A 21,738-nucleotide genomic window follows, 5' to 3' on the forward strand; every position below is an offset into this window, starting at 1 on the left:
TCAGGCGCCGTCCAGGATCTCCCGGAAGTGGCGGTTCACGCCGAGGAGGCCGCCGTCGACGCGGAGGGTGGTGGCGGTGATCCAGGCGGCGTCCGGGGAGGCGAGGAAGGCGACGGCGGCGGCGATGTCGTCGGGGGTGCCGACGCGGCGCAGGGGGTAGGCGCGGGCGCCGAGGGCGGTGAGGGCGCGGTCGCGGCCCGACCAGGCGGGGGTGGCGACGGTGCCGGGGTTGATCTGGTTGACGCGGACGCCGTGGGGGGCCGCCTCGCCGGCGAGGGTGCGGGTGAAGGAGCCGAGGGCGGCCTTCGCGGCGCTGTAGGCGTGGTCGCCGAAGTCGGTCTCGGCGTTGACCGAGCCGATGGTGACGATCGCGCCCGCCGTGGCCGTGAGGTGCGGGAGGGCGGCGCGGGAGCAGTGGACGGCGCCGAGGAGGGTGCCGTCGAGCTGGCGGCGCCAGTTCTCGTCGGGGTCGTCCACGAAGGGGACGAAGGCGTTGTTGACGAGGACGTGGAGGGCGGGGAGGTCCGCGAACAGGGCGTCGATCGCGGTGCGGTCGGTGATGTCGAGGCGGTGCGGCGTGGCGTGCGGGAGGCCGGCGGCCACCGTGCGGGCCGCCTCCTCGTCGATGTCCGTGACGAGGACGTGCGCGCCCTCCGCCGCCAGGCGGCGGGCCGTCGCCGCGCCGATGCCGCTGCCGGCGCCGGTGACCAGGGCCGTCTTTCCCGCGAAGCGTGCCGTGAGATCCATGTCCCGATCTCAGCACCGGGACCGGAGCCGGGGCCAGACCCCGTGCGGTGCGGAAATCGGTGGGCGGCGGCGGGTTCCGCGCCTACCGTCGGGCGTATGGACATCGTCTTTCGGAAGCTGCCGGACGACCGGCACGAGATCCTGGTCCGTGCCCGGAAGGGGCCGGACGTCCGGCTGCCCGCCCGGCCCGTCGGGCCGAGCCTGCCGCACGACCTGGTGCACGCCGTCGTGGAGACCGCCCTCGGCATCGGGGACGGGTTCTGGGGGGCGACGGCGCGCGGGGCCACGTTCGAGGGTTTCGAGCCGGTCGTGCCGGGGAGGCACCGCCGGTCGGGGCTGAAGGTGCTGCGCCGGGGCGGTGACGCCGTGCTGGCGGCCGAGCTGTCGGTGAACTGGGCGTACCGGGCGTGGCGCGGGCTTCCCGTGGAGGGCCGGGGCGTCGGCCCGGCGCTGCTGGACGCGGAGGCGCTGGCGCGGACGGGCCCGCGGCTGGACGCGGCCGCCGCCCGCTGGGCCGCCGTGCCGGTGGGTGGGGAGCTGGTGTGGCGCTGGGGGGCGGACCGCTAGAGGACGGACTTGACGGCGCGGAGCAGGGCCTGGGCGCGGGGGTCGGAGGTGACCGTCTTGCGCATGCCGTTGGTGACGTAGCCGAAGGCCGTACCGGACTCGGGGTCGGCGAAGGCGAGGGAGCCGCCGCGGCCGGGGTGGCCGAAGGAGGTCGGGCTGAGGAGCGGGGAGGCGGGGCCGTGCAGCATGTGGCCGAGGCCGAAGCGGGTGCCGACGAGGAGGACGCGGTCGGTGCCGGCCGACTCCTCGGTGCGGGCCAGGGCGAGGGTCGCGGGGGCGAAGAGGCGGGGGCCGCCGTCGGCGAGGGGGCCGAGGGTGGCGGCGTAGAAGCGGGAGAGGGCGCGGGCGGTGGCGACGCCCGCGGAGCCGGGGAGTTCGGCGGCCCGGTAGGCGGGGTCGTTCTCGTCGGGCTTGGGGGTGATGACCTCGAAGGCGCGGCGGGTGAGGGAGGCCGGATCCTGCCACGCCTCGGTGACGGTGCGCTTGGGCCGGAGGCGGAGCGCGCCGGTGTCCTCGGGGGCGTCGACGGGCCCGAGGCGGCCCACCCGGTGCTGCTCGGCGGGCGGGAGGCCGATCCACAGGTCGAGGCCGAGCGGGGCGGCGATCTCCTCGGCGACCCAGCGGCCGATGGAGCGGCCGGTGACGCGGTGGACGAGGCCGGAGAGGAGCCAGCTGAAGGTGTGGGCGTGGTAGCCGTGGGCGGTGCCGGGGTCCCAGGCGGGGGCCTGCGCGGCGACGGCGGCGGTGGCCGTCTCCAGGTCGGTGGCCTCGGCGAGGGTGAGCGGGCGGTCGAGGACGGGCACGCCGGCCTGGTGGGCGAGGAGCTGCCGTACCGTCACGCGGTCCTTGCCGGCCGCCTTGAACTCGGGCCAGTACGTGGCCACCGGGGCGTCCAGGTCGATCCGGCCGCGCTGGTGGAGGAGGAGCGGGACGGCGGCGGCGACGCCCTTGGTGGCCGAGCGGACGACCTGGGCGGTGTCCTCGGTCCACGGCTCGGTGCCGTCGGCGTCCTTCGTGCCGGCCCACAGGTCGACGACCTTGGTGCCGTCGCGGTGGACGGCGACCGCCGCGCCCCGCTCGCCGCGCTGCTCGAAGTTGCGCAGGAACGCGTCCCGCACCGGCTCCCAGCCCGGTGCCACCGTGCCCTGGACGTCCACCTGACCCACTCATCCTTTCGTACGAACGGGACCCATGGTCTCAGGCGACGGAACCCGGGACGAAACCGAAGGGCAGTTCGAGGCGGTGGCGGGCCATGAGCTCCTCGTCGGCGAGGAGGTCGCGGGTCGGCCCGTCGGCGGCGATCACGCCCTCGCTGAGGATCAGCGAGCGCGGGCAGAGCTCCAGGGCGTACGGCAGGTCGTGGGTGACCATGAGGACGGTGACGTCCAGGGAGCGCAGCACGTCGGCGAGCTCGCGGCGGGAGGCCGGGTCCAGGTTGGAGGACGGCTCGTCGAGGACGAGGATCTCGGGCTCGGTGGCGAGGACGGTCGCGACGGCGACCCGGCGCCGCTGCCCGAAGGAGAGGTGGTGCGGGGGCCGGTCGGCGTACGCGGCCATGCCGACCCGGGCGAGGGCGCGCTCCACGACCGCGTCCAGCTCGGCGCCGCGCAGCCCGGCGGTGGCGGGGCCGAAGGCGACGTCCTCGCGGACGGTGGGCATGAAGAGCTGGTCGTCGGGGTCCTGGAAGACGATGCCGACCTTCCGCCGGATCTCCGCCATGTGCCGTTTGCCGACGGGCAGTCCGGCGACGGTGACGGTGCCCGCGCCGGCGGCGAGGATGCCGTTGAGGTGGAGGACGAGGGTGGTCTTCCCGGCGCCGTTGGGGCCGAGGAGGGCGACCCGCTCGCCGCGCCCGATCGTCAGGTTCACGCCGAAGAGCGCCTGGTGGCCGTCGGGGTAGGCGTAGGCGAGGCCGGAGACGTCCAGCGAGGGCGGGGGTGGGGCGTCCGGCGTGGGCGCGGCCGGGGTGCCCGGCGGGGGCGCGGTCGTGTCGTCCGGCGGGGGCGTGGTCACAGGGTCCGTCCGAGGAGGCAGATCGGGAGGGCGGCGAGCGGCAGGGCGAGCGCGGTCGCCCACTGGGCGCGGGTCGTCGGGGTGTCGTCGAGGAGCGGCAGCGTGCCGGTGTAGCCGCGACTGACCATGGCGAGGTGGACGCGTTCGCCGCGCTCGTACGAGCGGATGAAGAGGGCGCCGGCGGACTTGGCGAGGACGCCCCAGTGGCGTACGCCGGACGCCTCGAAGCCGCGGGAGCGGCGGGCGACGGACATCCGGCGCATCTCGTCGGTGATGAGGTCGCCGTACCGGATCATGAACGCGGCGATCTGGACGAGCGGCGACGGCAGGCGGAGCCGCTGGAGGCCGAGGATCAGGGCGCGGAGCTCGGTGGTGGCGGCGAGGAGCACGGAGGCGGTGACGCCGAGGGTGCCCTTGGCGAGGACGTTCCAGGCGCCCCAGAGGCCGGGGACGCTGAGGTCCACGCCGAGGACGGTCGTCCGCTCGCCGGGGACGACGAACGGCATGAGCACGGCGAAGGCGACGAACGGGACCTCGATGGCGAGCCGCCGCAGCAGGAAGCCGGCGGGTACGCGCGCGCGTGCGGCGACGGCGGCGAGCAGGGCCGCGTAGAGGGCGAAGGCCCAGACGGCCTCGCGCGGGGTGCCGACGACGACGAGGACGAAGCCGAGGACGGCGACGAGTTTGGTGTGCGCGGGCAGGGCGTGGACCGGCGAGTCCCCCCGCCGGTACAGCCGGTGCGCGTGCCCCGCTCCCATCCGTCAGACCTGGGCGCCGGTCCCGGCGGCGCGCCGGCGGCGGCGGACGGTCCAGAAGACGCCGGTGCCGGCGGCGAGGGTGAGGCCGACGCCGATCACGCCGGCGAGGCCGCCGGAGAGGCGGGCGGAGTCGACGCCCTGGACGCCGTAGTCGGCGAGCGGGGAGCCGGCGGCGGCGTGTTCCTGGACCTTGGCGTCGATGCCCTGGTCGGCGGCGACCTTCTCCAGGCCGTCGGGGCTGGCGGAGGCGTAGAACGAGACGACGCCGGCGAGGACGAGGGCGGTGGCGGCGCCGGCGAGCCACACCTTCCGGGGGCTCCCGGTGGGCGCCTCGGCGGCGGCCGGGACCGGCGCGGCGTCGACGAGTTCGCCGTCGACGCGCAGCTTGAGCGGCGCGGTGAGGCCGCGGGCGCCGTGCACGAGGTCGGGGCGGACGGCGAGGACCGCGCCGACGGTGAGGGCGGTGATGACGGCCTCGCCGACGCCGATGAGGACGTGGACGCCCAGCATGGCGGTGAGGACCTTGCCGATCGGCACGTCGGTGGTGCCGCCGACCGCGTAGAGCAGGGTGAAGGCGGCGGCCGAGGCCGGTACGGAGACGAGCGCGGCGACGAAGGTGGCGGCGGTGACGCCGCCGCGGCTGCGGGGCAGCACGAGCCGCAGGCCGCGGAAGAGGAGGTGGGCGGTGACGACGGTGACGACGCCCATGACGGTGATGTTGACGCCGAGCGCGGTGAGGCCGCCGTCGGCGAAGAGGACGGCCTGCATGATCAGCACGACGGCGATGCACAGGACGCCGGTCCAGGGGCCGACGAGGATCGCGGCGAGCGCTCCGCCGAGGAGGTGGCCGCTGGTCCCGGCGGCGACCGGGAAGTTGAGCATCTGGACGGCGAAGACGAAGGCGGCGACGAGGCCGGCCAGCGGCGCCACCCGCTCCCCCGCGGGGTCGCCGGCCGGGACGGCGGTGCCGCCGAGCTCCCGGCGCGCGCCGCGCAGGCTCAGGGCGACGGCGCCGGCGGCGACGACACCGGCGGCGGCCGACACGGGGGCGTTGATGAATCCGTCGGGTACATGCACGTCCCGAATGATGAGCGCTCCTGCAAACGACTTGCAAGAGCGTCCAGATCACAAAACGGGATGCGCGCTCCGGCCGCCGGAGGGGAGGGCGACAGGTGAGTCCGCCCCGGGACCGGGAAGACGCGGTGTGAGTACGGCCACGGATCGGTCACGTCGGGAGTGACCATGCGATCCCTTGGGAAGAATGCGACATTGAGTGACAAATCGCAGCTCTAGGTGAGGAGAACGTGATGGCCGCCGTCGAGGACCATGCCCGCGCCCGCCTGATCGGCGACGCGCCGGTCTCCCGGGCCGTGCCGGTCTCCCTCCGGTACGATCCCGGCTTCTCCCCCGCCACCGTCCGCTTCGTCCTCCCCGGCGGCGTCGAGTGGTCCTTCCCCCGCGCGCTGCTGGAGGACGGCATCCACGAGCCGGCCCACCGCGGCGACATCGCGGTCTGGCCGTGCGGCCGGGCGCAGACGGTGGTCGAGTTCCACGGCGCCGCGGAGGTCTCGGTCGTCCAGTTCGACAGCGTGGTGCTCTCCCGGTTCCTGGAGCACACGTACGCCGCCGGCGCGTCGTCGCTGACGACGCACTGACGGCGCACGGCCGCGTCGGCTCCCCGTCCCCACAGGTTCCGGCGCGGGCCGGGGCGCACCCCCCGCTCAGGGGCCGCCCCGGGACCGGGGGTGTCAGACCTTCGCGAGGTCCGGCTTCGCGGGGGCCGCGGTGTCGTGGGCGGCCAGGGACTCGCCCTCGACGTCCACGTTCGGCAGCGCGCGGTCGAGCCACTTCGGCAGCCACCACGCCTTGTGGCCGAGGAGCGCGAGGACGGCCGGGACGATCGCCATGCGGACGACGAAGGCGTCGAAGAGGACCGCGACGGCGAGGCCGAAGCCGATCATCTTGATCATCTGGTCGCTCATGCCGATGAAGCCGGAGAAGACCGCGATCATGATCACCGCGGCGGCGGTGACCACCCGGGCGCTGTGCCGGAAGCCGGTCACGATCGCCTCGCCGGGCCGCTCGCCGTGGACGTACGCCTCGCGCATCCGCGTCACGAGGAAGACCTCGTAGTCCATCGCGAGGCCGAAGACCACGCCGACCATGAAGATCGGCATCATCGACATGATCGGGCCGGTCTGCTCGACGCCGAACAGGCTGCCCAGCCAGCCCCACTGGAAGACCGCGACGACGGCGCCGAGGGCGGCGACCACCGACAGCAGGAAGCCGAGGGCGGCCTTGAGGGGCACGAGGACCGATCGGAAGACCACGGTCAGCAGGACGAAGGCGAGGCCGACGACGAGTGCCAGGTAGGGCACGAGGGCGTCGTTCATCTTCTCCGAGAAGTCGATGTTCATCGCGGTGGCGCCGGTGACGAGGACGTCGTCGCCGGTGGCGTCGCGGATGTCGTGGACCAGGGTCTCGGTGGCGCCGGAGGACGGGCGGTCCTTCGGGATCACCGTGATCATGGCGGCGTCGCCGGCCTTGTTGGGCGTGGCCGGGGTGACGGCGGCGATGCCGTCGAGCTTCTGGATGGTGGACACGGTCCGGTCGGCGGTGGCCTTGTCGCCGTCGACGACGACGAGCAGCGGGCCGTTGAAGCCGGGGCCGAAGCCCTCGGACAGCAGGTCGTAGGCGCGGCGCTCGGTCGCGGAGACCGGCTTCACGCCGTCGTCGGGCAGGCCCATCTCCAGCGAGGCGGCCGGGACGGCGATGGCGCCGAGGCCGAGGACGCCGGCCAGCAGGACGAAGAGCGGGCGGCGGAGGACGAACCGGGCCCAACGGGTGCCGGCGTTCGGCTTGCCATCCTTCTCCGCGTCAGCGAGGCCCTTGCGCTGCTTGCGGCCGATCACCTTGTCGCCGGCGAAGCCGAGCAGCGCCGGGATGAGGGTGAGGGCGATGAGGACGGCGATGACGACGGTGCCGGCGGCGGCGAAGCCCATCTTCGTCAGCATCGGGATGTTGACGACGGCGAGGCCGACGAGGGCGATGACGACGGTGAGCCCGGCGAAGACGACGGCCGAGCCGGCGGTGCCGGTGGCACGGCCCGCGGCCTCCTCCTTGTCCCGGCCGTCGGCCAGTTCGGAGCGGTAGCGGGAGACGATGAAGAGGGCGTAGTCGATGCCGACGGCGAGGCCGATCATCATCGCCAGGGTGGAGGTGGTGGTGCCGAGGTCGAGGACGTTGGCGAGCGCGGTGATCGCGCTGACGCCGATGCCGACGCCGATGATCGCGGTGAGCAGCGGCAGTCCGGCCGCGACGAGCGAGCCGAAGGTGATCACCAGGACGAAGCCGGCGATGACGACGCCGATGATCTCGCCGGTGCCGGTCTCGGGCATGGTCTGGAGGGCGTCGCCGCCGACCTCGACGGTGAGGCCCTTGCCCTGGGCGGCGTGGCCGGCCTGTTCGAGGGCTTCGCGGGTCTCGTCGGTCAGCTCCATCGCGTTGACCTTGTAGGCGACGGAGACGTAGGCGGTGGAGCCGTCCCGGGAGACGGCCTGGGCCGTGTACGGGTCGGTGACCGAGACGATCTGGTCGGAGCCGGACTTCAGCGCGGCGACGGTCTCCTCGACGACGGCCTTGGGCGCCGCGTCGGTCATCTTGCCGCCGTCGGGGGCCTTGAAGACGACCCGGGCGGTGGCGCCGTCGGCTCCGGCACCCGGGAAGCGCTCTTCGAGCAGGTCGAAGGCGCGCTGGGCCTCGGTGCCGGGGATGGAGAAGGAGCTGGAGGTCGCGGCGGGCGCGGTGGCGGCGCCGATTCCGGCGATCGCCAGGAGCGCCACCCAGAGGAGGGCGACGAGCCGTCGGCGCCGGAAGGCGGTGCGGCCCAGTTTGTACAGGAAGGTGGCCACGGGTGCGTACTCCCATTGTGGGGCGGGACAGGGCATGGGGAGCCGGCCCGACGGCGTGAGCGGTGCGCAGTCAGGTGGAGCAGGGGTGGTGCGGGGCGGTGCGGGGTGGTCAGACGCCGAGTGAGGGGAGCACGACGGCGTCGACGTATCGGACGAGGAACGCGTGGTCGACCGGCTGGTCGTCGATCAGCGGGCGGGCGACGAGCGCTCCGATGAGCATGTGCGGGACGAAGTCGAGGGCCGGGTTGTCCGGCGGGACCTCGCCCCTGCGGACCGCGCGCCGGAGGATCTCGGCGAAACCGTTGAGCTCGGGTTCGATGAGCAGCTCGCGCAGCGCCTGGTGCAGGTCCGGGTGGGTGTGGACGGCATGGGCGAGACCCCGCATCAGCGCGGTGTCCCGCTCCATCTGGCAGTCGTCGGCGAGGTCCAGGAGCGCCTGGAAGTCGCCGCGCAGGGAGCCGGTGTCGATCTGGTCGAAACCGGACGGCTTGTTGTGGCGCAGGGCCGTGGCGACCAGCTCGGGCTTGCTCCCCCACTGGCGGTAGAGGGTGGCCTTGCTGGAGTGGGTGCGGGCGGCGACGGCGTCCATGGTGAGGGCGTCGTAGCCGACCTCGCGGAGGAGGTCGAGCACGGCCGCGTAGAGCTCGGTCTCCCGCTCGGGAGTGAGTCTGCTGCGGGCCATGTCGGGACCTCCGGTCGGGGGACGAGGCAGAGCGAACGAAACGGTTTCGTACTCTGCGTACGGTACGAAGGTACCCCCGACCGCCAGCGAAACGAAACCGTTTCGTACGTGTTCTGGGCCACACCCCGCCACCCCACCCCGCCACCTTCCGTACGCCCGTACGAGTTGCCGCGCCCCCTCCGCGCGGAAAGCATGAACAGGTGAGTGACGACGTGGCCTACCTCCGCTTCCCGCACCTCCACGACGACCTGCTGTGCTTCACGGCCGAGGACGACCTGTGGGTCGCCCCGCTCGTCCCCGACGGGCAGACCCCCGGCCGCGCCTGGCGGCTCACCGTCGACCGCACCCGGGCCGGGCACCCCCGCTTCTCGCCGGACGGGCGGCACATCGCGTACACGAACTGGCGCAGCCTCGACCCCGAGATCCACCTCGTGCCGGTCGACGGCGGCCACGCCCGCCAGCTCTCCTACTGGGGTTCCACCGACACCCGGGTCTGCGGCTGGTCCCCCGACGGGGACATCCTCGCCGTCTCCTCGCAGGGCCAGCCCTTCTCGTACTTCTCCTGGGCCTACACCGTCGGCACCGACGGCTCGCCCGGCCGCCGGATGCCGTGGGGCCCGGTCTCCGACATCGCCGTCCGGGACGTCGACGGCGAGCGCCGCACCCTGCTCCTCACCGGCACCCCGCCGCACGAGCCCGCCGCCTGGAAGCGGTACCGGGGCGGCGCCACCGGCCGGCTCTGGCTGCACGGCGAACGGCTCCTCGCCGACCTCGGCGGCCACCTCGCCGACCCGATGTTCGTCACCGCCCCGCCCGGCGAGGACGGCTGCCGGATCGCCTTCCTCTCCGACCACGAGGGCATCGGCAACCTCTACTCCTGCCGCCCCGACGGCACCGGCCTGCGCCGGCACACCGACCACGCCGACTTCTACGCCCGGCACGCCTCCTCCGACGGCCGCCGGGTCGTCTACCAGTGCGCCGGCGAGCTGTGGATCGTGGAGGACCTGTCCGCCGACGCCTCACCGCGCCGGCTGGAGGTCCGGCTCGGCGGCCAGCGGGCCGGCCGGCGGCCCTACCAGGTGCCCGCCGCCCGGCACGTCGACGCCGTCTCCGTCGACGAGACCGGCCGGGCCAGCGCCGTCGGGGTGCGCGGCAGCCTGTACTGGCTCACCCACCGCGACGGGCCCGCCCGCGCCATCACCGACACCCCCGGCGTCCGCGTCCGGCTCCCCGAGATGCTCGGCAGCGGCGGCCAGATCGCGTACGTCACCGACGCCGAGGGCGAGGACGCCGTCGAGATCGCCTACCTGCCCCGGGCCAGCGGCGACCGGCCGCCGCGCCGGCTCGCCGCCGGAGAACTGGGCCGCGTCGAGGAACTGGTCGCCGACCCCGACGGCGAACGCCTCGCCCTCGCCACCCACGACGGCCGGCTGCTCCTCATCGACGCCACCGAGGACTCCAACGGAGAGGTCACCGAGCTGATCCGGTCCGTCAACGGCCCGGTCCGCGACCTCGCCTTCTCCCCCGACGGCGCCTGGCTCACCTGGTCCCACCCCGGCATCGGCCGCTCCCTGCGCTCCATCAAGCTCGTCCGCATCGCGGGCCCCGGCCCGCGCACGGTCATCGACGTCACCAACGGGCGCTTCGAGGACGAGAACCCCGTCTTCACCAGCGACGGCCGCTACCTCGCCTTCCTCTCCTGGCGCGGCTTCGACCCGGTGTACGACGTCCACACCGGCGACCTGTCGTTCCCGCTCGGCTGCCGCCCCTACCTGGTGCCGCTCTCCTCCGCGACCCCGTCCCCCTTCGCGCTGCTCCCCGACGGGCGCCCCGCCGCCGGCGGCCTCGATCCCGCCGACGACGGCGCCGACAGCGGCGACGGCACCGTCACCGTGGAGACCGAGGGACTGCCCGACCGGGTCACCCCCTTCCCGGTCGCCGCCTCCAAGTACTCGGCGCTCGCCCCGGTCTCCGGCGGCGGCCTCGTCTGGCTGCGCTGGCCCATCTCCGGCGCCCTCGGCGAGACCTTCGCCAACCCCGCCGACACCTCCGGCCGCCCCACCCTGGAGCACTTCTCCGTCACCAAGGCCCGCCGCACCGAACTCGCCCGCGACCTCGACTGGTTCGCGGTCAGCGGCGACGGCACCCGGCTCGTCGTCTCCGACGAGGGCGAACTGCGCGCCGTCCCCGCCACCGAACCCGGCGACAACGACTCCACCGTCTACCTCGACCTGCGCCGCATCCTCCACGAGGTCGACCCCGGCGCCGAATGGCGCCAGTCCTACGACGAGGCCGGGCGGATTGTCCGCGCCTACTTCTGGGAACCCGGCATGGGCGGCGTCGACTGGGACGCGATCCTCGCCCAGTACCGGCCGCTCCTCGAACGGGTCGCCTCCCCCGACGAGTTCGCCGACCTGCTCCGCGAGGTCATGGGCGAACTGGGCACCTCCCACGCCTACGTCACCCCAGCCCGGCGCAACGAGGGCCCCGCCCACTACCAGCGGCCCCAGGGCCTCCTCGGCGCCAACTTCGTGTGCCGCGACGGCAGCTGGGTCGTCAAGCGGATCCTGCCCGGCGAGTCCTCCGACTCCAAGGCCCGCTCCCCGCTCGCCGGTACGGGCATCCGCGAGGGCGCCGCCCTCACCCACGTCGACGGCCGGCCCGTCGACCCCCTCACCGGCCCCTACCCGCTGCTCGCCGGCACCGGCGGCACCACCGTCGAGCTCACCTTCACCCCGGCCGGCGGCGAGGGCCGCTCCCGCCGGGTCGCCGTCGTCCCGCTGATCGACGAACGCCCGCTGCGCTACCAGGACTGGGTCGCCAAACGGCGGGCCGTGGTCCGCGAGGTCAGCGGCGGACGCTGCGGCTACCTCCACATCCCCGACATGGGCGGCTCCGGCTGGGCCCAGTTCAACCGCGACCTGCGGATGGAGGTCTCCCGGCCCGCCCTCATCGTCGACGTGCGCGGCAACGCCGGCGGCCACATCAGCGAACTCGTCGTGGAGACCCTCACCCGCAAGATCATCGGCTGGGACCTCACCCGCAACGCGCAGCCCGTCAGCTACGCCTCCAACGCCCCGCGCGGCCCCGTCGTCGCCCTCGCCGACGAGGCCACCTCGTCCGACGGCGACATGATCACCGCCGCGTTCAAACTGCTCGGCCTCGGCCCGGTCGTCGGGCAGCGCACCTGGGGCGGGGTCGTCGGCATGACCGGCCGGCACCGGCTCGGCGACGGCACCCAGATCACCGTCCCCATGAACGCGGCCTGGTTCGCCCCCTGGGGCTGGTCCGTGGAGAACCACGGCGTCGAACCCGACCTCGCCGTGCTGCGCACCCCCCTCGACTGGGCCGAGGGGCGGCACGCCCAGCTCGACGACGCCGTCCACAAGGCGCTCGCCCTGCTGGAGTCGGAGCCGCCGGCGAACCCGCCCGGCTACGAGTCCGTGCCGGACCGCTCCCGCCCGAAGCTGCCGCCGAGGTCCAGCTCGTAGGCAATCGCGGTCTCCCCGGTCTTCAGCGTCTCGCGGCCGACCGCGCCGAACCCGACCCGGGCGAGCACCGCCCGGGACGCGGCGTTGTCCGGCGACGCCTTCGCGTACAGCCGGCGCAGCCCGTACTCCTCCAGGGCGAGCCGGCACACCTCCAGGACGCCCCGGGTGGCGAGGCCCCGGCCGGCGGCAGACTCGGCGATCCGGTAGCCGAGTTCGGCCGCGCCGTCGGCGAGGTCGATCAGGTTGATCCGGCCGAGGATCGCGCCGTCCTCCGCGACCAGGACGTGGAAGCGGATCGTCCCCTCGTTCTCCTGCTCGTCGAGCAGGGCCCGGTGGCGGGCGTCGAAGTCGGCGAAGTACGCGTCCCCCCGGTCGGGCACGTGGGCGGCGAAGTAGGCCCGGTTCTCCCGCTCGAAGGCGAGCAGGGCGGGGGCGTGGTCGGCGCGCATGAGTTCGAGCACGAGCGGTTCGCGTGCGGGCGCTTCGAGTACGGACATGGGGACACGGTACGGAGATCCCCGCGCGACCAGCACGTGAATTGCGCCACGCCCACGCGACACGCGCCGGGCGCGTCCGGGCATGCGCGAGGGGCGCACCCGGCGTCCCGGGTGCGCCCCTCGGTCAGGACGGCGTCAGGCGCCGCGCTCGCGCTGCGTGCGCTCGCGGGCCTCGCGCTCGGCGCGCTCCTTGGCGTCCTGCGTGCCCTCGCGGGACTGCTGGGCGCGCTGCGAAGCCTCGTCCTTGGCGTTGCCCATGGTCTTCTTCGCGCGGTCCTGGAGCTCCTGCGCCTTGTCCTGGAACTGGTCCTTGATGCCCATGAAATGTCACTCCTAGACGGGGTGTGGGGGGATCGGGGCGGTACGCCCCGGGGGCTCGACCAGCCTCGCACGGGCCCGGAAGCCGCGCATGTCGATCAGTCACCGTCCGTGACCGCAGGGGTCAGGCGCTCTCCTTCCGGGCCCGCTCGTCGGCCGCGCCGCCCGCGCCCACGAGGCCCTTGGAGACCGTCGAGAGCCGGGGCGCGAAGCGGGCGACCTCGCGCTTTCCGACGGTGGCGATCAGCCCGGGCAGGTAGCCGCGGATCGACTGCATCCCGCGCAGCCACCACTGTGCGTACACGTGGGCGGAGCGCCGTTCGATGCCCTCGACGATCCGGTCGACGGCCGGACCGAGCGGGTACGTGCGGTTGGACGGCCACGGCAGCCGCTGCCGCAGCTCCTTCATCACGTCGTCCTGGTCGGCGCCCCGCACCATGTCGGTGTCGGTCCAGGAGAGGTAGCCGACGCCGACCTTCACGCCCTTGTAGGCGACCTCGGCGCGCAGGCTGTGCGCGAACGCCTCGACGCCGGACTTGGAGGCGCAGTACGCGGTCATCATCGGGGCCGGGGTGATCGCGGCGAGCGACGCGATCTGGAGGAAGTACCCGCGGGACTCCATGAGGACCGGCAGGAAGGCGCGGCCGGTGACCGCCCCGCCGATCAGGTTCACCTCGACGACCCGCCGCCAGGCGACCGGGTCGGAGTCGACGAACGGGCCGCCGGCCGCCACGCCCGCGTTGGCGACGACGATGTCGACCTTGCCGAACCGCTCCTTCACCTCGGCCGCGACCCGGGCCATGGCCTCGTGGTCGGTGACGTCGGCCTCCCACCAGTCGGCCTCGGTGTGCAGCCGGCCGGCGACCTCCTTGAGGAGTTCGGGCTCCAGGCCGACGAGGGCGATCTTCGCGCCGCGCGCGGAGAGCTTGCGGGCGAGCAGTTCGCCGACGCCGCGGGCGCCGCCGGTGACGACCGCGACCTGTCCCTCCAGGCTGACCCTGCTCATACCCCTGCCTCCTTGCTGGTGGTCGGACGCGCACCGAGGTAGGTGAGCGTGAGTTCGCGGATCTGCGCGGTGACGGCCTCCGGGGCCTCGACGGGCGTCATGTGGCCCATGCCCGCCAGTTCGGTGAGGCCGGTGCAGTGCGGCAGTGCCTCGGCCAGGGCCCGGGAGTGCACGGGCGGGGTGAGCCGGTCGGCGGTGCCGACGAGGACGGCGGCCGGCACCCGGAGGTCCCGGACGCCCGCCTCCAGGTCGAGTCCGGCGAGCACCTGCGACCAGCCGTACCGGGACGCGCGCGGGCAGGCGTGCACGATGCGGGCGCAGGCGTCGACCCGGTCGGGCGCCGAACCGGGGCCCATCGTCGCGTACTTGAGGATCCTCTTCGAGATCCCGTTGACCGGGCCGAGCGGCGCCTTCGAGCCGAGGACGGCAGCGGTCAGCCGGGTGCGGAGCCCGCCGGGGCCGAGCGGGACCACGGTCGCCTCGGCGGTGAGCCGGGACGGGCCGGTCGAGCAGAGCAGGACGGCGGCGGCGTGCTGGACGAAGCCGGGGCGGCCGGCCGCGGCCATGATCGTCATGCCGCCCATGGAGTGGCCGGCGATCACGGCCCGCTCGCCGGGCCCGAGGGTGGCGGCGAGCACCGCCTCCAGGTCGTCGGCTAGCGCGGTGGTGGAGTAGCCGCCGGAGGCGGGGACCGGGGAGCGGCCGTGGCCGCGCTGGTCGTAGGCGATCACCCGGTGGTCGGCGGCCAGGGCCCGGATCTGCTCGGCCCAGAAGGACACGGAGCAGGTCCAGCCGTGGGCGAGGACGACGGCGGGCGCGCCCTCGGGGCCGTACGCCTCGGCGTGCAGCTCGGCGCCGTCGGCGGAGCGGACGGTGAGGGTGCGGGGTTCGGGCAGGCGGATCACTGGGCGGCCTCCTTCTTCCGCGCGGGGCGGGCGGTGGCCCGCACCGGCTCGGGGGCGCGGACGACCTCGTACTCGGAGAGGTCGACCTGGCGGGTCTCGCGGCGGAACTCGCCGGTGGTGCCGGGCCAGAGGGTGGTGTTGCGCCCGTTGGCGTCGAGGTACCAGCTGTCGCAGCCGCCGGACTTCCAGACGGTCCGCTCCATGCGGTTCTGGACCTTGCGGTTCCAGGCGTGCACGGCGGAGGGGCGGGCGGCGAGCGCGGCCCGGCCGCCGAGGACGTTCAGCTGGCGGAGGTAGTCGGCCATGTAGTTCAGCTGGGACTCGATCATGAGGATCATCGAGGAGTTCCCGAGGCCGGTGTTGGGGCCGATGATCGTCATCCAGTTGGGGAAGCCGTCGACGGTGGCGCCGCGCAGCGACTGGACGCCGTCCTTCCAGTGCTCGGCCAGCGAGCGGCCGTCGGCGCCGAAGACGAGGTCGGCGACCGGCATGTCGGTGACGTGGAAGCCGGTGCCGAAGACGATGGCGTCGACCTCGGTCTCGCTGCCGTCGGAGCCGACCACGACGTTGCCGCGGACCTCCTTGAGGCCGCCGGCGACGACGTCCACGTTGGGCTGGGCGAGGGCCGGGTAGTACGTGTTCGACAGCAGGATCCGCTTGCAGCCGATGCGGTACGAGGGCGTGAGCTTGGCCCGCAGCGCCGGGTCCTTGATCGACTTGGCGATGTTGGCCTTGGCCAGCTTCTCGACCAGGCCCAGCTCGCCCGGGTGCTTGGTGAAGGCGCCGACCTGGAGTTCGCGGATGCCCCAGAGGATGCCGCGGCGGAGGGTGGCGGTGACCGGCAGCCTGCGGTGCAGCCAGCGCTCGGGGCCGCTGATGGCCCGGTCCATGCGGGGCATGACCCACGGGGGCGTGCGCTGGAAGAGCGTCAGCTTCCCGACCTCGGGCTGGATGGCGGGCACGATCTGGATGGCGGAGGCGCCGGTGCCGATCATGGCGACGCGCTTGCCGCGGAGGTCGTAGTCGTGGTCCCAGCGGGCCGAGTGGAAGACCTTGCCGGTGAAGCCGTCGAGGCCGGGGACGTCGGGGATCTTCGGGTCGGAGAGCGGTCCGGTGGCGGAGACGACGACGTCGGCGGTGAAGGACCCGGAGCTGGTGGTGATCCGCCAGCGCAGCGTGTCGGCGTCCCACTCCATCCGCTCGACCTCGTGGTTCAGCCGCAGGTGCGGCCGGAGGCCGAAGGTGTCGGTGACGTGCTCCAGGTACGCGCGGATGTGCCGCTGACCGGAGAAGGTGCGGGGCCAGTCGGGGTTGGGCGCGAAGGAGAAGGAGTAGAGGTGCGAGGGCACGTCACAGGCGCACCCGGGGTAGCTGTTGTCGCGCCAGGTGCCACCGACGGAGTCGGCCCGCTCCAGGACGACGAAGTCCGTGATCCCCTCGCGGCGCAGCCGGACGGCGGCGCCGAGCCCGCCGAACCCCGATCCGATCACCGCCACCCGAACGTGCTCGTGCTTCGCCATGCCGCCTCCCGTGCGCCCGGCCAAGATTCCGCCAGCAATCACTGGCACAGTCGGGACTGTAGAGCAGCTCCATACCGAGCGGTAGGGGTCGGGCGAGGGAAAGTTACCGGCGGTACAACATAGGCTGGCAGGCGTGGCGGAACGATCAGGAGAACAGGCGGCGCCCGCGCGGGCCCCCGAGCCCGCGCACGAGTACCGCATGGCCGAACTGGCCGAGGCGGCCGGCATCACCGTGCGCACCCTGCGGTTCTACCGCGAGCGGGGCCTCATCCCGCCGCCCCGCCGCGAGGGCCGGATCGCCTGGTACGACGAGCGGCACCTGGCCCGCCTCCGCACCATCGCCGCCCTCCTGGAACGCGGCCACACCCTCACCGGCATCGCCGACCTCACCAGCGCCTTCGAGTCCGGCCGCGACGTCGGCGAGGTCCTGGAGCTCGGCCCCCCGACCGAGGAGGAACCGGTCCGCCTCACCCCCGAGGAGCTCGCCGACCGCTTCGCCGGCGAGGTCACTCCCGAGAACCTCGCCGCCGCCCTCGACCTCGGCTACCTCGCCACCGACGGCGAGGACATCGTCCACGTCAGCCGCCGGCTCCTCGACGTCTCCGCCGCCCTCGTCCGCGAAGGCGTCCCGCTCGCCGAGGTGCTGAAGGCCGGCGCCCGCGTCCGCGAACACGCCGAGGCCCTGGCCGGCCTCTTCGCCGACCTGCTCGCCGCGCACGCCGGGGACACCGACCCGCAGCGGCTCCGCCCGCTCGCCAAGAGCGTCGTCGACGCGGAACTCTCCATGGCCCTCGACCGCCGCCTGCACGACCCGCGCGGCTGACCCGAGGGCCCGGCGGCGGTCCTACGGCTGGTAGACGGCGGTCACGGGCGCGTGGTCGCTCCAGCGCTCGGCGTGGGTGGCGGCCCGCTCGACGTACGCCTTGACGGCCCGGGCCGCGAGGCCGGGGGTGGCCATCTGGTAGTCGATGCGCCAGCCGGAGTCGTTGTCGAAGGCGCGGCCCCGGTAGGACCACCACGAGTAGGGGCCGTCCTGGTCGGGGTGGAGGGCGCGGACGACGTCGACGTAGCCGCCGTCGCTCTCCGCCAGGACCCGGTCGAGCCAGGCGCGCTCCTCGGGGAGGAAGCCGGCGCTCTTGCGGTTGGCCTTCCAGTTCTTGAGGTCGGCCTCGCGGTGGGCGATGTTCCAGTCGCCGCAGACGACGGCCTCGCGCCCGTCGGCGGCGGCCCGGCCCCGGAGCTCCTTGAGGTAGGGCAGGAACTCGCCCATGAAGCGGTACTTCTCGTCCTGCTTCTCGGTGCCGGCCTCACCGGAGGGGAGGTAGAGGCTGGCGACGGTGACGCCGGGGAGGTCGGCCTCGATGTAGCGGCCGGAGCCGTCGAACTCGGCGGACCCGAAGCCGACGCGGACGGCGTCGGGCTCGCGCCGCAGGTAGAGGGAGACGCCGGCGCGACCCTTGGCGGCGGCGGGTGCGTGGAAGGCGAACCAGCCCTCGGGGGCGCGGACCTCGGCGGGCAGCTGCGCCGCCTCGGCGCGCACCTCCTGGAGGCAGACGGCGTCGGCGGAGGTCTCCGCCAGCCATCCGGTGAAGCCCTTCTTGGCGGCGGCGCGGAGGCCGTTGACGTTCGCGGTCGTCACAGTGAACATCCCGGGAGAATACCGACACCCGCCACTCGCATACACGTACGATCGACGTCATGCACATCCAGCCCATCGCCTACGACCACCCCGACGCCGTGAAACTGCAGGACGAGGTGCAGGCCGAGTACGTCGTCCGGTACGGGGACGGTGAGGGCGACGCCACACCGCTCGACCCGACGATGTTCGTCCCGCCGCGGGGCCTCTACCTGCTCGCTTACGACACCGAAGGGCGCCCGGTCGCCAGCGGGGCGTGGCGCCGGCAGGACGAGAACGAGGAGGGGTACGCGGACGGCGACGCCGAGCTGAAGCGCATGTACGTGATACCCGAGGCGCGCGGCCGGGGCCTGGCCCGCCGGCTCCTGGCCCTCCTGGAGGAGGACGCCCGCGCCGCCGGCCGGACCCGGATGGTCCTGGAGACCGGCGTCGCCCAGCCGGAGGCGATCGCCCTCTACGTCTCCAGCGGCTACGAGCCGTGCGCCAAGTTCGGCCACTACCGCCACTACGACACCAGCCGCTGCTACGCCAAGCCGCTGACCTGAACCACCCGCGATCCGCCCGGCCGCCCCTCGGCGCCGGGCGGTCGCCGTTCCCGCCGGCTCCGCCCCGCAGGCGAAAGGCCGTCAACGACGAGATCCCGCCCGATCTTTCGATCGGACGGGATCTCGTCTTTTCGCTGGTGGACCTGAGGGGATTCGAACCCCTGACCCCCTCGATGCGAACGAGGTGCGCTACCGGACTGCGCCACAGGCCCCTGCGACGTGTGAAACATTAGCATCCCGGTCGGCGAGAAGAGAAATCGCTTCCGCCGCAGGTCAGGCGGGGACCCGCCGCGGCCGTCATTCGTTGGCGGCGCGCGGGCGGTCCTCGTCCGCGTACTGGTCGAAGAGCGGGGTCCTGCCGTGGTCGCGGCCACGGCCGGGCGGCGCGGGGCGGCGGCGCGGGGCGGGCGCGGGGGCGGGCGGCTGCTCGGCGGTGGAGGAGCGGGCCGCGCTCCAGGTCTCCGGGTCGGTGACGTCCACGCCGTGCGAGGCGCGCGGGGCGACCGGCGCGGTGACGTACGTGGGCAGCGGCACCGGCACCGGGTCCCAGCTGTCGCCGCGGGCCGGACCGCGCTCGCGCTGCTGGTCCACCCACTCCGCGTGGTCGGTCTGCTCGACGAGCGCGCGCCGGTCGGCCTCCTGCGGGGAGACCGGCGGCGCGGGCGTCGGCTCCGGCTCGGGCGCGGCGGCCCTGCTCTCGCGGAGCCGGGCGGCGGCGGCCTCGGCGCGGCGCCGGTCCATCACGTACACGAAGCGGCGACGCTCCTGGCCGCGCAGGTGGACGATGTAGGCGCTGAGCAGGACGGCGGGGACACCGGGCGCCCACAGGAAGGCGACGCCGCCGACGGCGGCGACGACGGCGCCGAGGGTGAAGGCGGAGAAGAGCACGATGGTGGTGCGCCGGCGGCGGGCGAGCGCCTTGCCGCGGCGGGCGCGCTCGGCGGCGCCGCGGGGGCCCGGCGCGGGCGCCGGTTCGGGCCGGCGCTCCGGCTCGGGCTCGGGGAGTTCGAGGCGCGCCTCGGTCCTGGCCGGGGGCGCGGCGAAGGCCCGGACGTCGACCGAGCTCAAGTGCTCGGTCGCCGCGTCCGGGTCCACGTCGGGCGCCGTCTCCAGGGCCGTACGGTCCCGCTCGCGAAGCTCCTTGGCGTACCGGCGCTCCATGCCCGCCCGTCCGGACAGGAGCCGGATGGCGGTGCTGAAGCGTTCCGTCGGACGGGCCTCGTTCAGCTCGTCCTGCCTGCGGAGCCACATCGGCACCAAGTAGGCGGCCCAGGCCCCGACGATGACTGCGTAGATGAGGCCGCTGCTGCTCACGCCTCACACGGTAGAGGGGTTCGCGACGGGGCATCGGCCAATTGGCCCGGTGTGTCGCACGATCTGGCTGATATCACTGAACTTTTTTGTGATTGTTCAGATCGATCGGTGTTCATATGCCGCTGGAATTCGAACAGTTATCTGAATTTCCGTGGAAGCGACCGCGCTAAGCGGCGTCCCTGCGCCGGGTGCGGTGCCAGCGGGCCAGCAGCCCCTCCGGAATCTCCTCCGCCGTCAGCGCGAACACCAGATGGTCCCGCCAGGCCCCGTCGATGTGCAGATAGCGCGGCCGGATCCCCTCTTCGCGGAAGCCGAGTTTCTCCACCACCCGGCGGGAAGGGCCGTTCTCCGGCCGGATGCACACCTCCATGCGGTGCAGCCCCACCGTCCGGAAGCAGTGGTCGACGGCGAGCGCGACCGCCGTCGGCATCACCCCGCGCCCGGCGACCGCGCTGTCCACCCAGTAGCCCACGTGCCCCGAGCACATCGACCCCCAGGTGATCCCGGCCACCGTCAGTTGCCCGGCCATCCGGCCCCGGTACTCGACGACGAACGGCAGCATCCGCCCGTGCGCGGCCTCCGACCGCAGGTGGCGCACCATCTGACGGTACGTGGGGCGCTGGGCGGGCGGCATGCCCGGCGCGGGCGGCGGGACCGTCGCCTCCCAGGGGCGCAGCCACTCGCGGTTGCGGCGGTTCACCTCCCGCCACTCCTTCTGGTCGCGCATCCTTATCGGCCGGAGCAGCACGTCTCCGTCGACCAGGACGACCGGCCAGACCGCGGTCATGACGCCGGGCCCGCTTCCGCCGGTCTCGGGTGGTCGCCGCCGCGGATCTGGTCCACGGCGTGCTGCAGCAGCGGCTCCAGGACGGCGAGCCCGTCCCGCACCCCACCGGTCGAGCCCGGCAGGTTCACGATCAACGTGCTCCCGGCGACTCCCGCGAGGCCCCGGGAGAGCGCCGCCGTCGGCACCTTCTCCCGGCCGTACGCCCGGATCGCCTCCGGGATGCCGGGGATCTGCCGGTCCAGGACCCGGGCGGTGACCTCGGGCGTCTCGTCGGTCGGGGAGATCCCGGTGCCGCCGGTCGTCAGGATGACGTCGTACCCGGCGGCGATCCCGGCCCGCAGCGCCTCCTCGACCGGCGCCCCGTCCGGCACCACCCGCGGCCCGTCGACGGCGAAGCCCGCCGCGCGCAGGCCCTCGGCGATCAGCGGCCCGCCCTTGTCCTCGTAGACCCCGGCGGAGGCCCGGTTGGAGGCGGTGACGACGAGCGCCCGGTACCCGCCGTGGGCCTCGTGCGCGCCCGCGACCCGGCCGCCGCGCGTCACGCCTCGCTCCGGGTCCAGTGGCCCGACTTGCCGCCGGTCTTCTCCTCGACCCGTACGTCGGAGATGACCGCGCCCTTGTCGACCGCCTTCACCATGTCCACGACCGTCAGCGCGGCCACCGAGACGGCGGTCAGCGCCTCCATCTCGACGCCCGTGCGGTCGGTGGTCTTCACGGTCGCCAGGATCTCCACGGCGTCGTCGGCCACGGTGAGGTCCAGGGTCACCCCGGAGACGGCCAGCGGGTGGCAGAGCGGGATGAGGTCCGGGGTCTTCTTGGCCCCCATGATCCCGGCGATCCGCGCGGTCGCCAGCGCGTCCCCCTTCGGCACGCCCTCGCCGCGCAGCAGCTCGATCACGCGCGGCGAGACGAGGACCCGCCCGCTGGCGCGCGCCGTGCGGGACGTGACGTCCTTCGCCGATACGTCGACCATGCGGGCGGCGCCCGCCTCGTCGATGTGGGTGAGACCTTGCTGCGTGCTCATGGCCGTGACACTCCCGG

At 74.0% G+C, this 21,738-nt stretch carries 22 protein-coding genes and 1 tRNA gene; 5 read left to right on the forward strand and 18 right to left on the reverse strand.

Annotation, left to right across the window (positions count from 1 at the left end; all coding sequences use genetic code 11):
- A complete protein-coding gene (locus ACFVQZ_RS05265) occupies window positions 1-747 on the reverse strand; it encodes an SDR family NAD(P)-dependent oxidoreductase (protein WP_383619812.1) in 747 nt (248 codons plus the stop codon).
- Window positions 748-843: 96 nt separating this feature from the next.
- On the opposite strand from ACFVQZ_RS05265, the gene ACFVQZ_RS05270 reads away from it, so the two are divergent.
- Window positions 844-1,314 carry a hypothetical protein gene (locus ACFVQZ_RS05270; protein ID WP_030494729.1) on the forward strand — a complete coding sequence of 157 codons (471 nt, stop codon included), beginning with the start codon at window positions 844-846 and terminating at the stop codon, window positions 1,312-1,314.
- On the opposite strand, the gene ACFVQZ_RS05275 is transcribed toward ACFVQZ_RS05270, so the two are convergent.
- Genes ACFVQZ_RS05275 through ACFVQZ_RS05290 form a run of 4 tightly spaced genes read right to left on the reverse strand, consistent with a single transcriptional unit; the run spans window position 1,311 to window position 5,162 of the window.
- The gene (locus ACFVQZ_RS05275) at window positions 1,311-2,471 is read right to left on the reverse strand and encodes a serine hydrolase domain-containing protein (RefSeq protein WP_030494730.1); all 1,161 of its coding nucleotides are present in this window, start codon (window positions 2,469-2,471) and stop codon (window positions 1,311-1,313) included. The two genes, ACFVQZ_RS05270 and ACFVQZ_RS05275, sit on opposite strands and share 4 nt — an antisense overlap.
- A 40-nt stretch (window positions 2,472-2,511) precedes the next feature.
- Window positions 2,512-3,327: an energy-coupling factor ABC transporter ATP-binding protein gene (locus ACFVQZ_RS05280; RefSeq protein WP_383619814.1), complete on the reverse strand. Its 816-nt coding sequence runs from the start codon at window positions 3,325-3,327 to the stop codon at window positions 2,512-2,514.
- The gene (gene cbiQ, locus ACFVQZ_RS05285; RefSeq protein WP_383619816.1) at window positions 3,324-4,085 is read right to left on the reverse strand and encodes a cobalt ECF transporter T component CbiQ; all 762 of its coding nucleotides are present in this window, start codon (window positions 4,083-4,085) and stop codon (window positions 3,324-3,326) included. The genes ACFVQZ_RS05280 and cbiQ overlap by 4 nt, the downstream gene beginning before the upstream one ends.
- Before the next feature lie 3 nt (window positions 4,086-4,088).
- A complete protein-coding gene (locus ACFVQZ_RS05290) occupies window positions 4,089-5,162 on the reverse strand; it encodes an energy-coupling factor ABC transporter permease (protein ID WP_383619818.1) in 1,074 nt (357 codons plus the stop codon).
- Between the two features lie 230 nt (window positions 5,163-5,392).
- Here ACFVQZ_RS05290 and ACFVQZ_RS05295 point away from each other — a divergent pair, with 230 nt between their 5' ends.
- Window positions 5,393-5,740 carry an SsgA family sporulation/cell division regulator gene (locus ACFVQZ_RS05295; protein WP_030494734.1) on the forward strand — a complete coding sequence of 116 codons (348 nt, stop codon included), beginning with the start codon at window positions 5,393-5,395 and terminating at the stop codon, window positions 5,738-5,740.
- A gap of 93 nt (window positions 5,741-5,833) precedes the next feature.
- On the opposite strand, the gene ACFVQZ_RS05300 is transcribed toward ACFVQZ_RS05295, so the two are convergent.
- Entirely contained in the window at window positions 5,834-7,996 is a 2,163-nt protein-coding gene (locus ACFVQZ_RS05300) for an MMPL family transporter (RefSeq protein ID WP_383619820.1), read from the reverse strand.
- A 109-nt stretch (window positions 7,997-8,105) separates the two neighbouring features.
- Window positions 8,106-8,678 (reverse strand): TetR/AcrR family transcriptional regulator, encoded by a 573-nt coding sequence (locus tag ACFVQZ_RS05305; RefSeq protein ID WP_030494736.1) that lies wholly within the window; start codon window positions 8,676-8,678, stop codon window positions 8,106-8,108.
- A gap of 200 nt (window positions 8,679-8,878) precedes the next feature.
- On the opposite strand from ACFVQZ_RS05305, the gene ACFVQZ_RS05310 reads away from it, so the two are divergent.
- Window positions 8,879-12,169: a S41 family peptidase gene (locus ACFVQZ_RS05310; protein WP_383619823.1), complete on the forward strand. Its 3,291-nt coding sequence runs from the start codon at window positions 8,879-8,881 to the stop codon at window positions 12,167-12,169.
- Here the strand turns inward: ACFVQZ_RS05310 and ACFVQZ_RS05315 are convergent.
- The 5 genes from ACFVQZ_RS05315 to ACFVQZ_RS05335 form a co-directional block, all read right to left on the reverse strand.
- Window positions 12,112-12,666, reverse strand: a complete 555-nt coding sequence (locus tag ACFVQZ_RS05315) for a GNAT family N-acetyltransferase (protein ID WP_383619825.1) — start codon at window positions 12,664-12,666, stop codon at window positions 12,112-12,114. The two genes, ACFVQZ_RS05310 and ACFVQZ_RS05315, sit on opposite strands and share 58 nt — an antisense overlap.
- Window positions 12,667-12,801: 135 nt before the next feature.
- Entirely contained in the window at window positions 12,802-12,987 is a 186-nt protein-coding gene (locus tag ACFVQZ_RS05320) for a hypothetical protein (protein ID WP_030494739.1), read from the reverse strand.
- 121 nt (window positions 12,988-13,108) lie between these two features.
- Window positions 13,109-13,990, reverse strand: coding sequence for an SDR family oxidoreductase (locus tag ACFVQZ_RS05325; protein ID WP_030494740.1), 882 nt, complete (start codon window positions 13,988-13,990; stop codon window positions 13,109-13,111).
- The gene (locus ACFVQZ_RS05330) at window positions 13,987-14,895 is read right to left on the reverse strand and encodes an alpha/beta fold hydrolase (RefSeq protein WP_051787793.1); all 909 of its coding nucleotides are present in this window, start codon (window positions 14,893-14,895) and stop codon (window positions 13,987-13,989) included. The genes ACFVQZ_RS05325 and ACFVQZ_RS05330 overlap by 4 nt, the downstream gene beginning before the upstream one ends.
- Window positions 14,892-16,415 carry an NAD(P)/FAD-dependent oxidoreductase gene (locus ACFVQZ_RS05335; protein ID WP_030494742.1) on the reverse strand — a complete coding sequence of 508 codons (1,524 nt, stop codon included), beginning with the start codon at window positions 16,413-16,415 and terminating at the stop codon, window positions 14,892-14,894. The genes ACFVQZ_RS05330 and ACFVQZ_RS05335 overlap by 4 nt, the downstream gene beginning before the upstream one ends.
- A 199-nt stretch (window positions 16,416-16,614) precedes the next feature.
- Here ACFVQZ_RS05335 and ACFVQZ_RS05340 point away from each other — a divergent pair, with 199 nt between their 5' ends.
- Complete coding sequence (locus ACFVQZ_RS05340) at window positions 16,615-17,238, forward strand: MerR family transcriptional regulator (protein WP_030494743.1); 624 nt, start codon at window positions 16,615-16,617, stop codon at window positions 17,236-17,238.
- 21 nt (window positions 17,239-17,259) lie between these two features.
- Here the strand turns inward: ACFVQZ_RS05340 and xth are convergent, their stop codons facing one another.
- Window positions 17,260-18,063 (reverse strand): exodeoxyribonuclease III, encoded by an 804-nt coding sequence (gene xth, locus ACFVQZ_RS05345; RefSeq protein ID WP_383619828.1) that lies wholly within the window; start codon window positions 18,061-18,063, stop codon window positions 17,260-17,262.
- 50 nt (window positions 18,064-18,113) lie between these two features.
- Here xth and ACFVQZ_RS05350 point away from each other — a divergent pair, with 50 nt between their 5' ends.
- Entirely contained in the window at window positions 18,114-18,596 is a 483-nt protein-coding gene (locus ACFVQZ_RS05350; RefSeq protein ID WP_383619830.1) for a GNAT family N-acetyltransferase, read from the forward strand.
- A gap of 135 nt (window positions 18,597-18,731) precedes the next feature.
- On the opposite strand, the gene ACFVQZ_RS05355 is transcribed toward ACFVQZ_RS05350, so the two are convergent.
- The 5 genes from ACFVQZ_RS05355 to moaC form a co-directional block, all read right to left on the reverse strand.
- A tRNA-Ala gene (locus ACFVQZ_RS05355) sits at window positions 18,732-18,808 on the reverse strand.
- An 85-nt stretch (window positions 18,809-18,893) separates the two neighbouring features.
- Window positions 18,894-19,910: a gephyrin-like molybdotransferase receptor GlpR gene (gene glpR, locus ACFVQZ_RS05360; RefSeq protein WP_030494746.1), complete on the reverse strand. Its 1,017-nt coding sequence runs from the start codon at window positions 19,908-19,910 to the stop codon at window positions 18,894-18,896.
- A 166-nt stretch (window positions 19,911-20,076) separates the two neighbouring features.
- Window positions 20,077-20,697 (reverse strand): GNAT family N-acetyltransferase, encoded by a 621-nt coding sequence (locus ACFVQZ_RS05365; protein WP_030494747.1) that lies wholly within the window; start codon window positions 20,695-20,697, stop codon window positions 20,077-20,079.
- Complete coding sequence (locus tag ACFVQZ_RS05370; RefSeq protein ID WP_383619833.1) at window positions 20,694-21,239, reverse strand: molybdenum cofactor biosynthesis protein B; 546 nt, start codon at window positions 21,237-21,239, stop codon at window positions 20,694-20,696. Before ACFVQZ_RS05370 ends, ACFVQZ_RS05365 begins: the two co-directional genes overlap by 4 nt.
- Window positions 21,236-21,721, reverse strand: coding sequence for a cyclic pyranopterin monophosphate synthase MoaC (moaC, locus tag ACFVQZ_RS05375; RefSeq protein WP_383619835.1), 486 nt, complete (start codon window positions 21,719-21,721; stop codon window positions 21,236-21,238). The genes ACFVQZ_RS05370 and moaC overlap by 4 nt, the downstream gene beginning before the upstream one ends.
- Between the last annotated feature and the right edge of the window lie 17 nt (window positions 21,722-21,738).

The sequence above is a fragment of the Streptomyces sp. NPDC057854 genome, assembly GCF_042797055.1.
GTDB lineage: Bacteria > Actinomycetota > Actinomycetes > Streptomycetales > Streptomycetaceae > Streptomyces.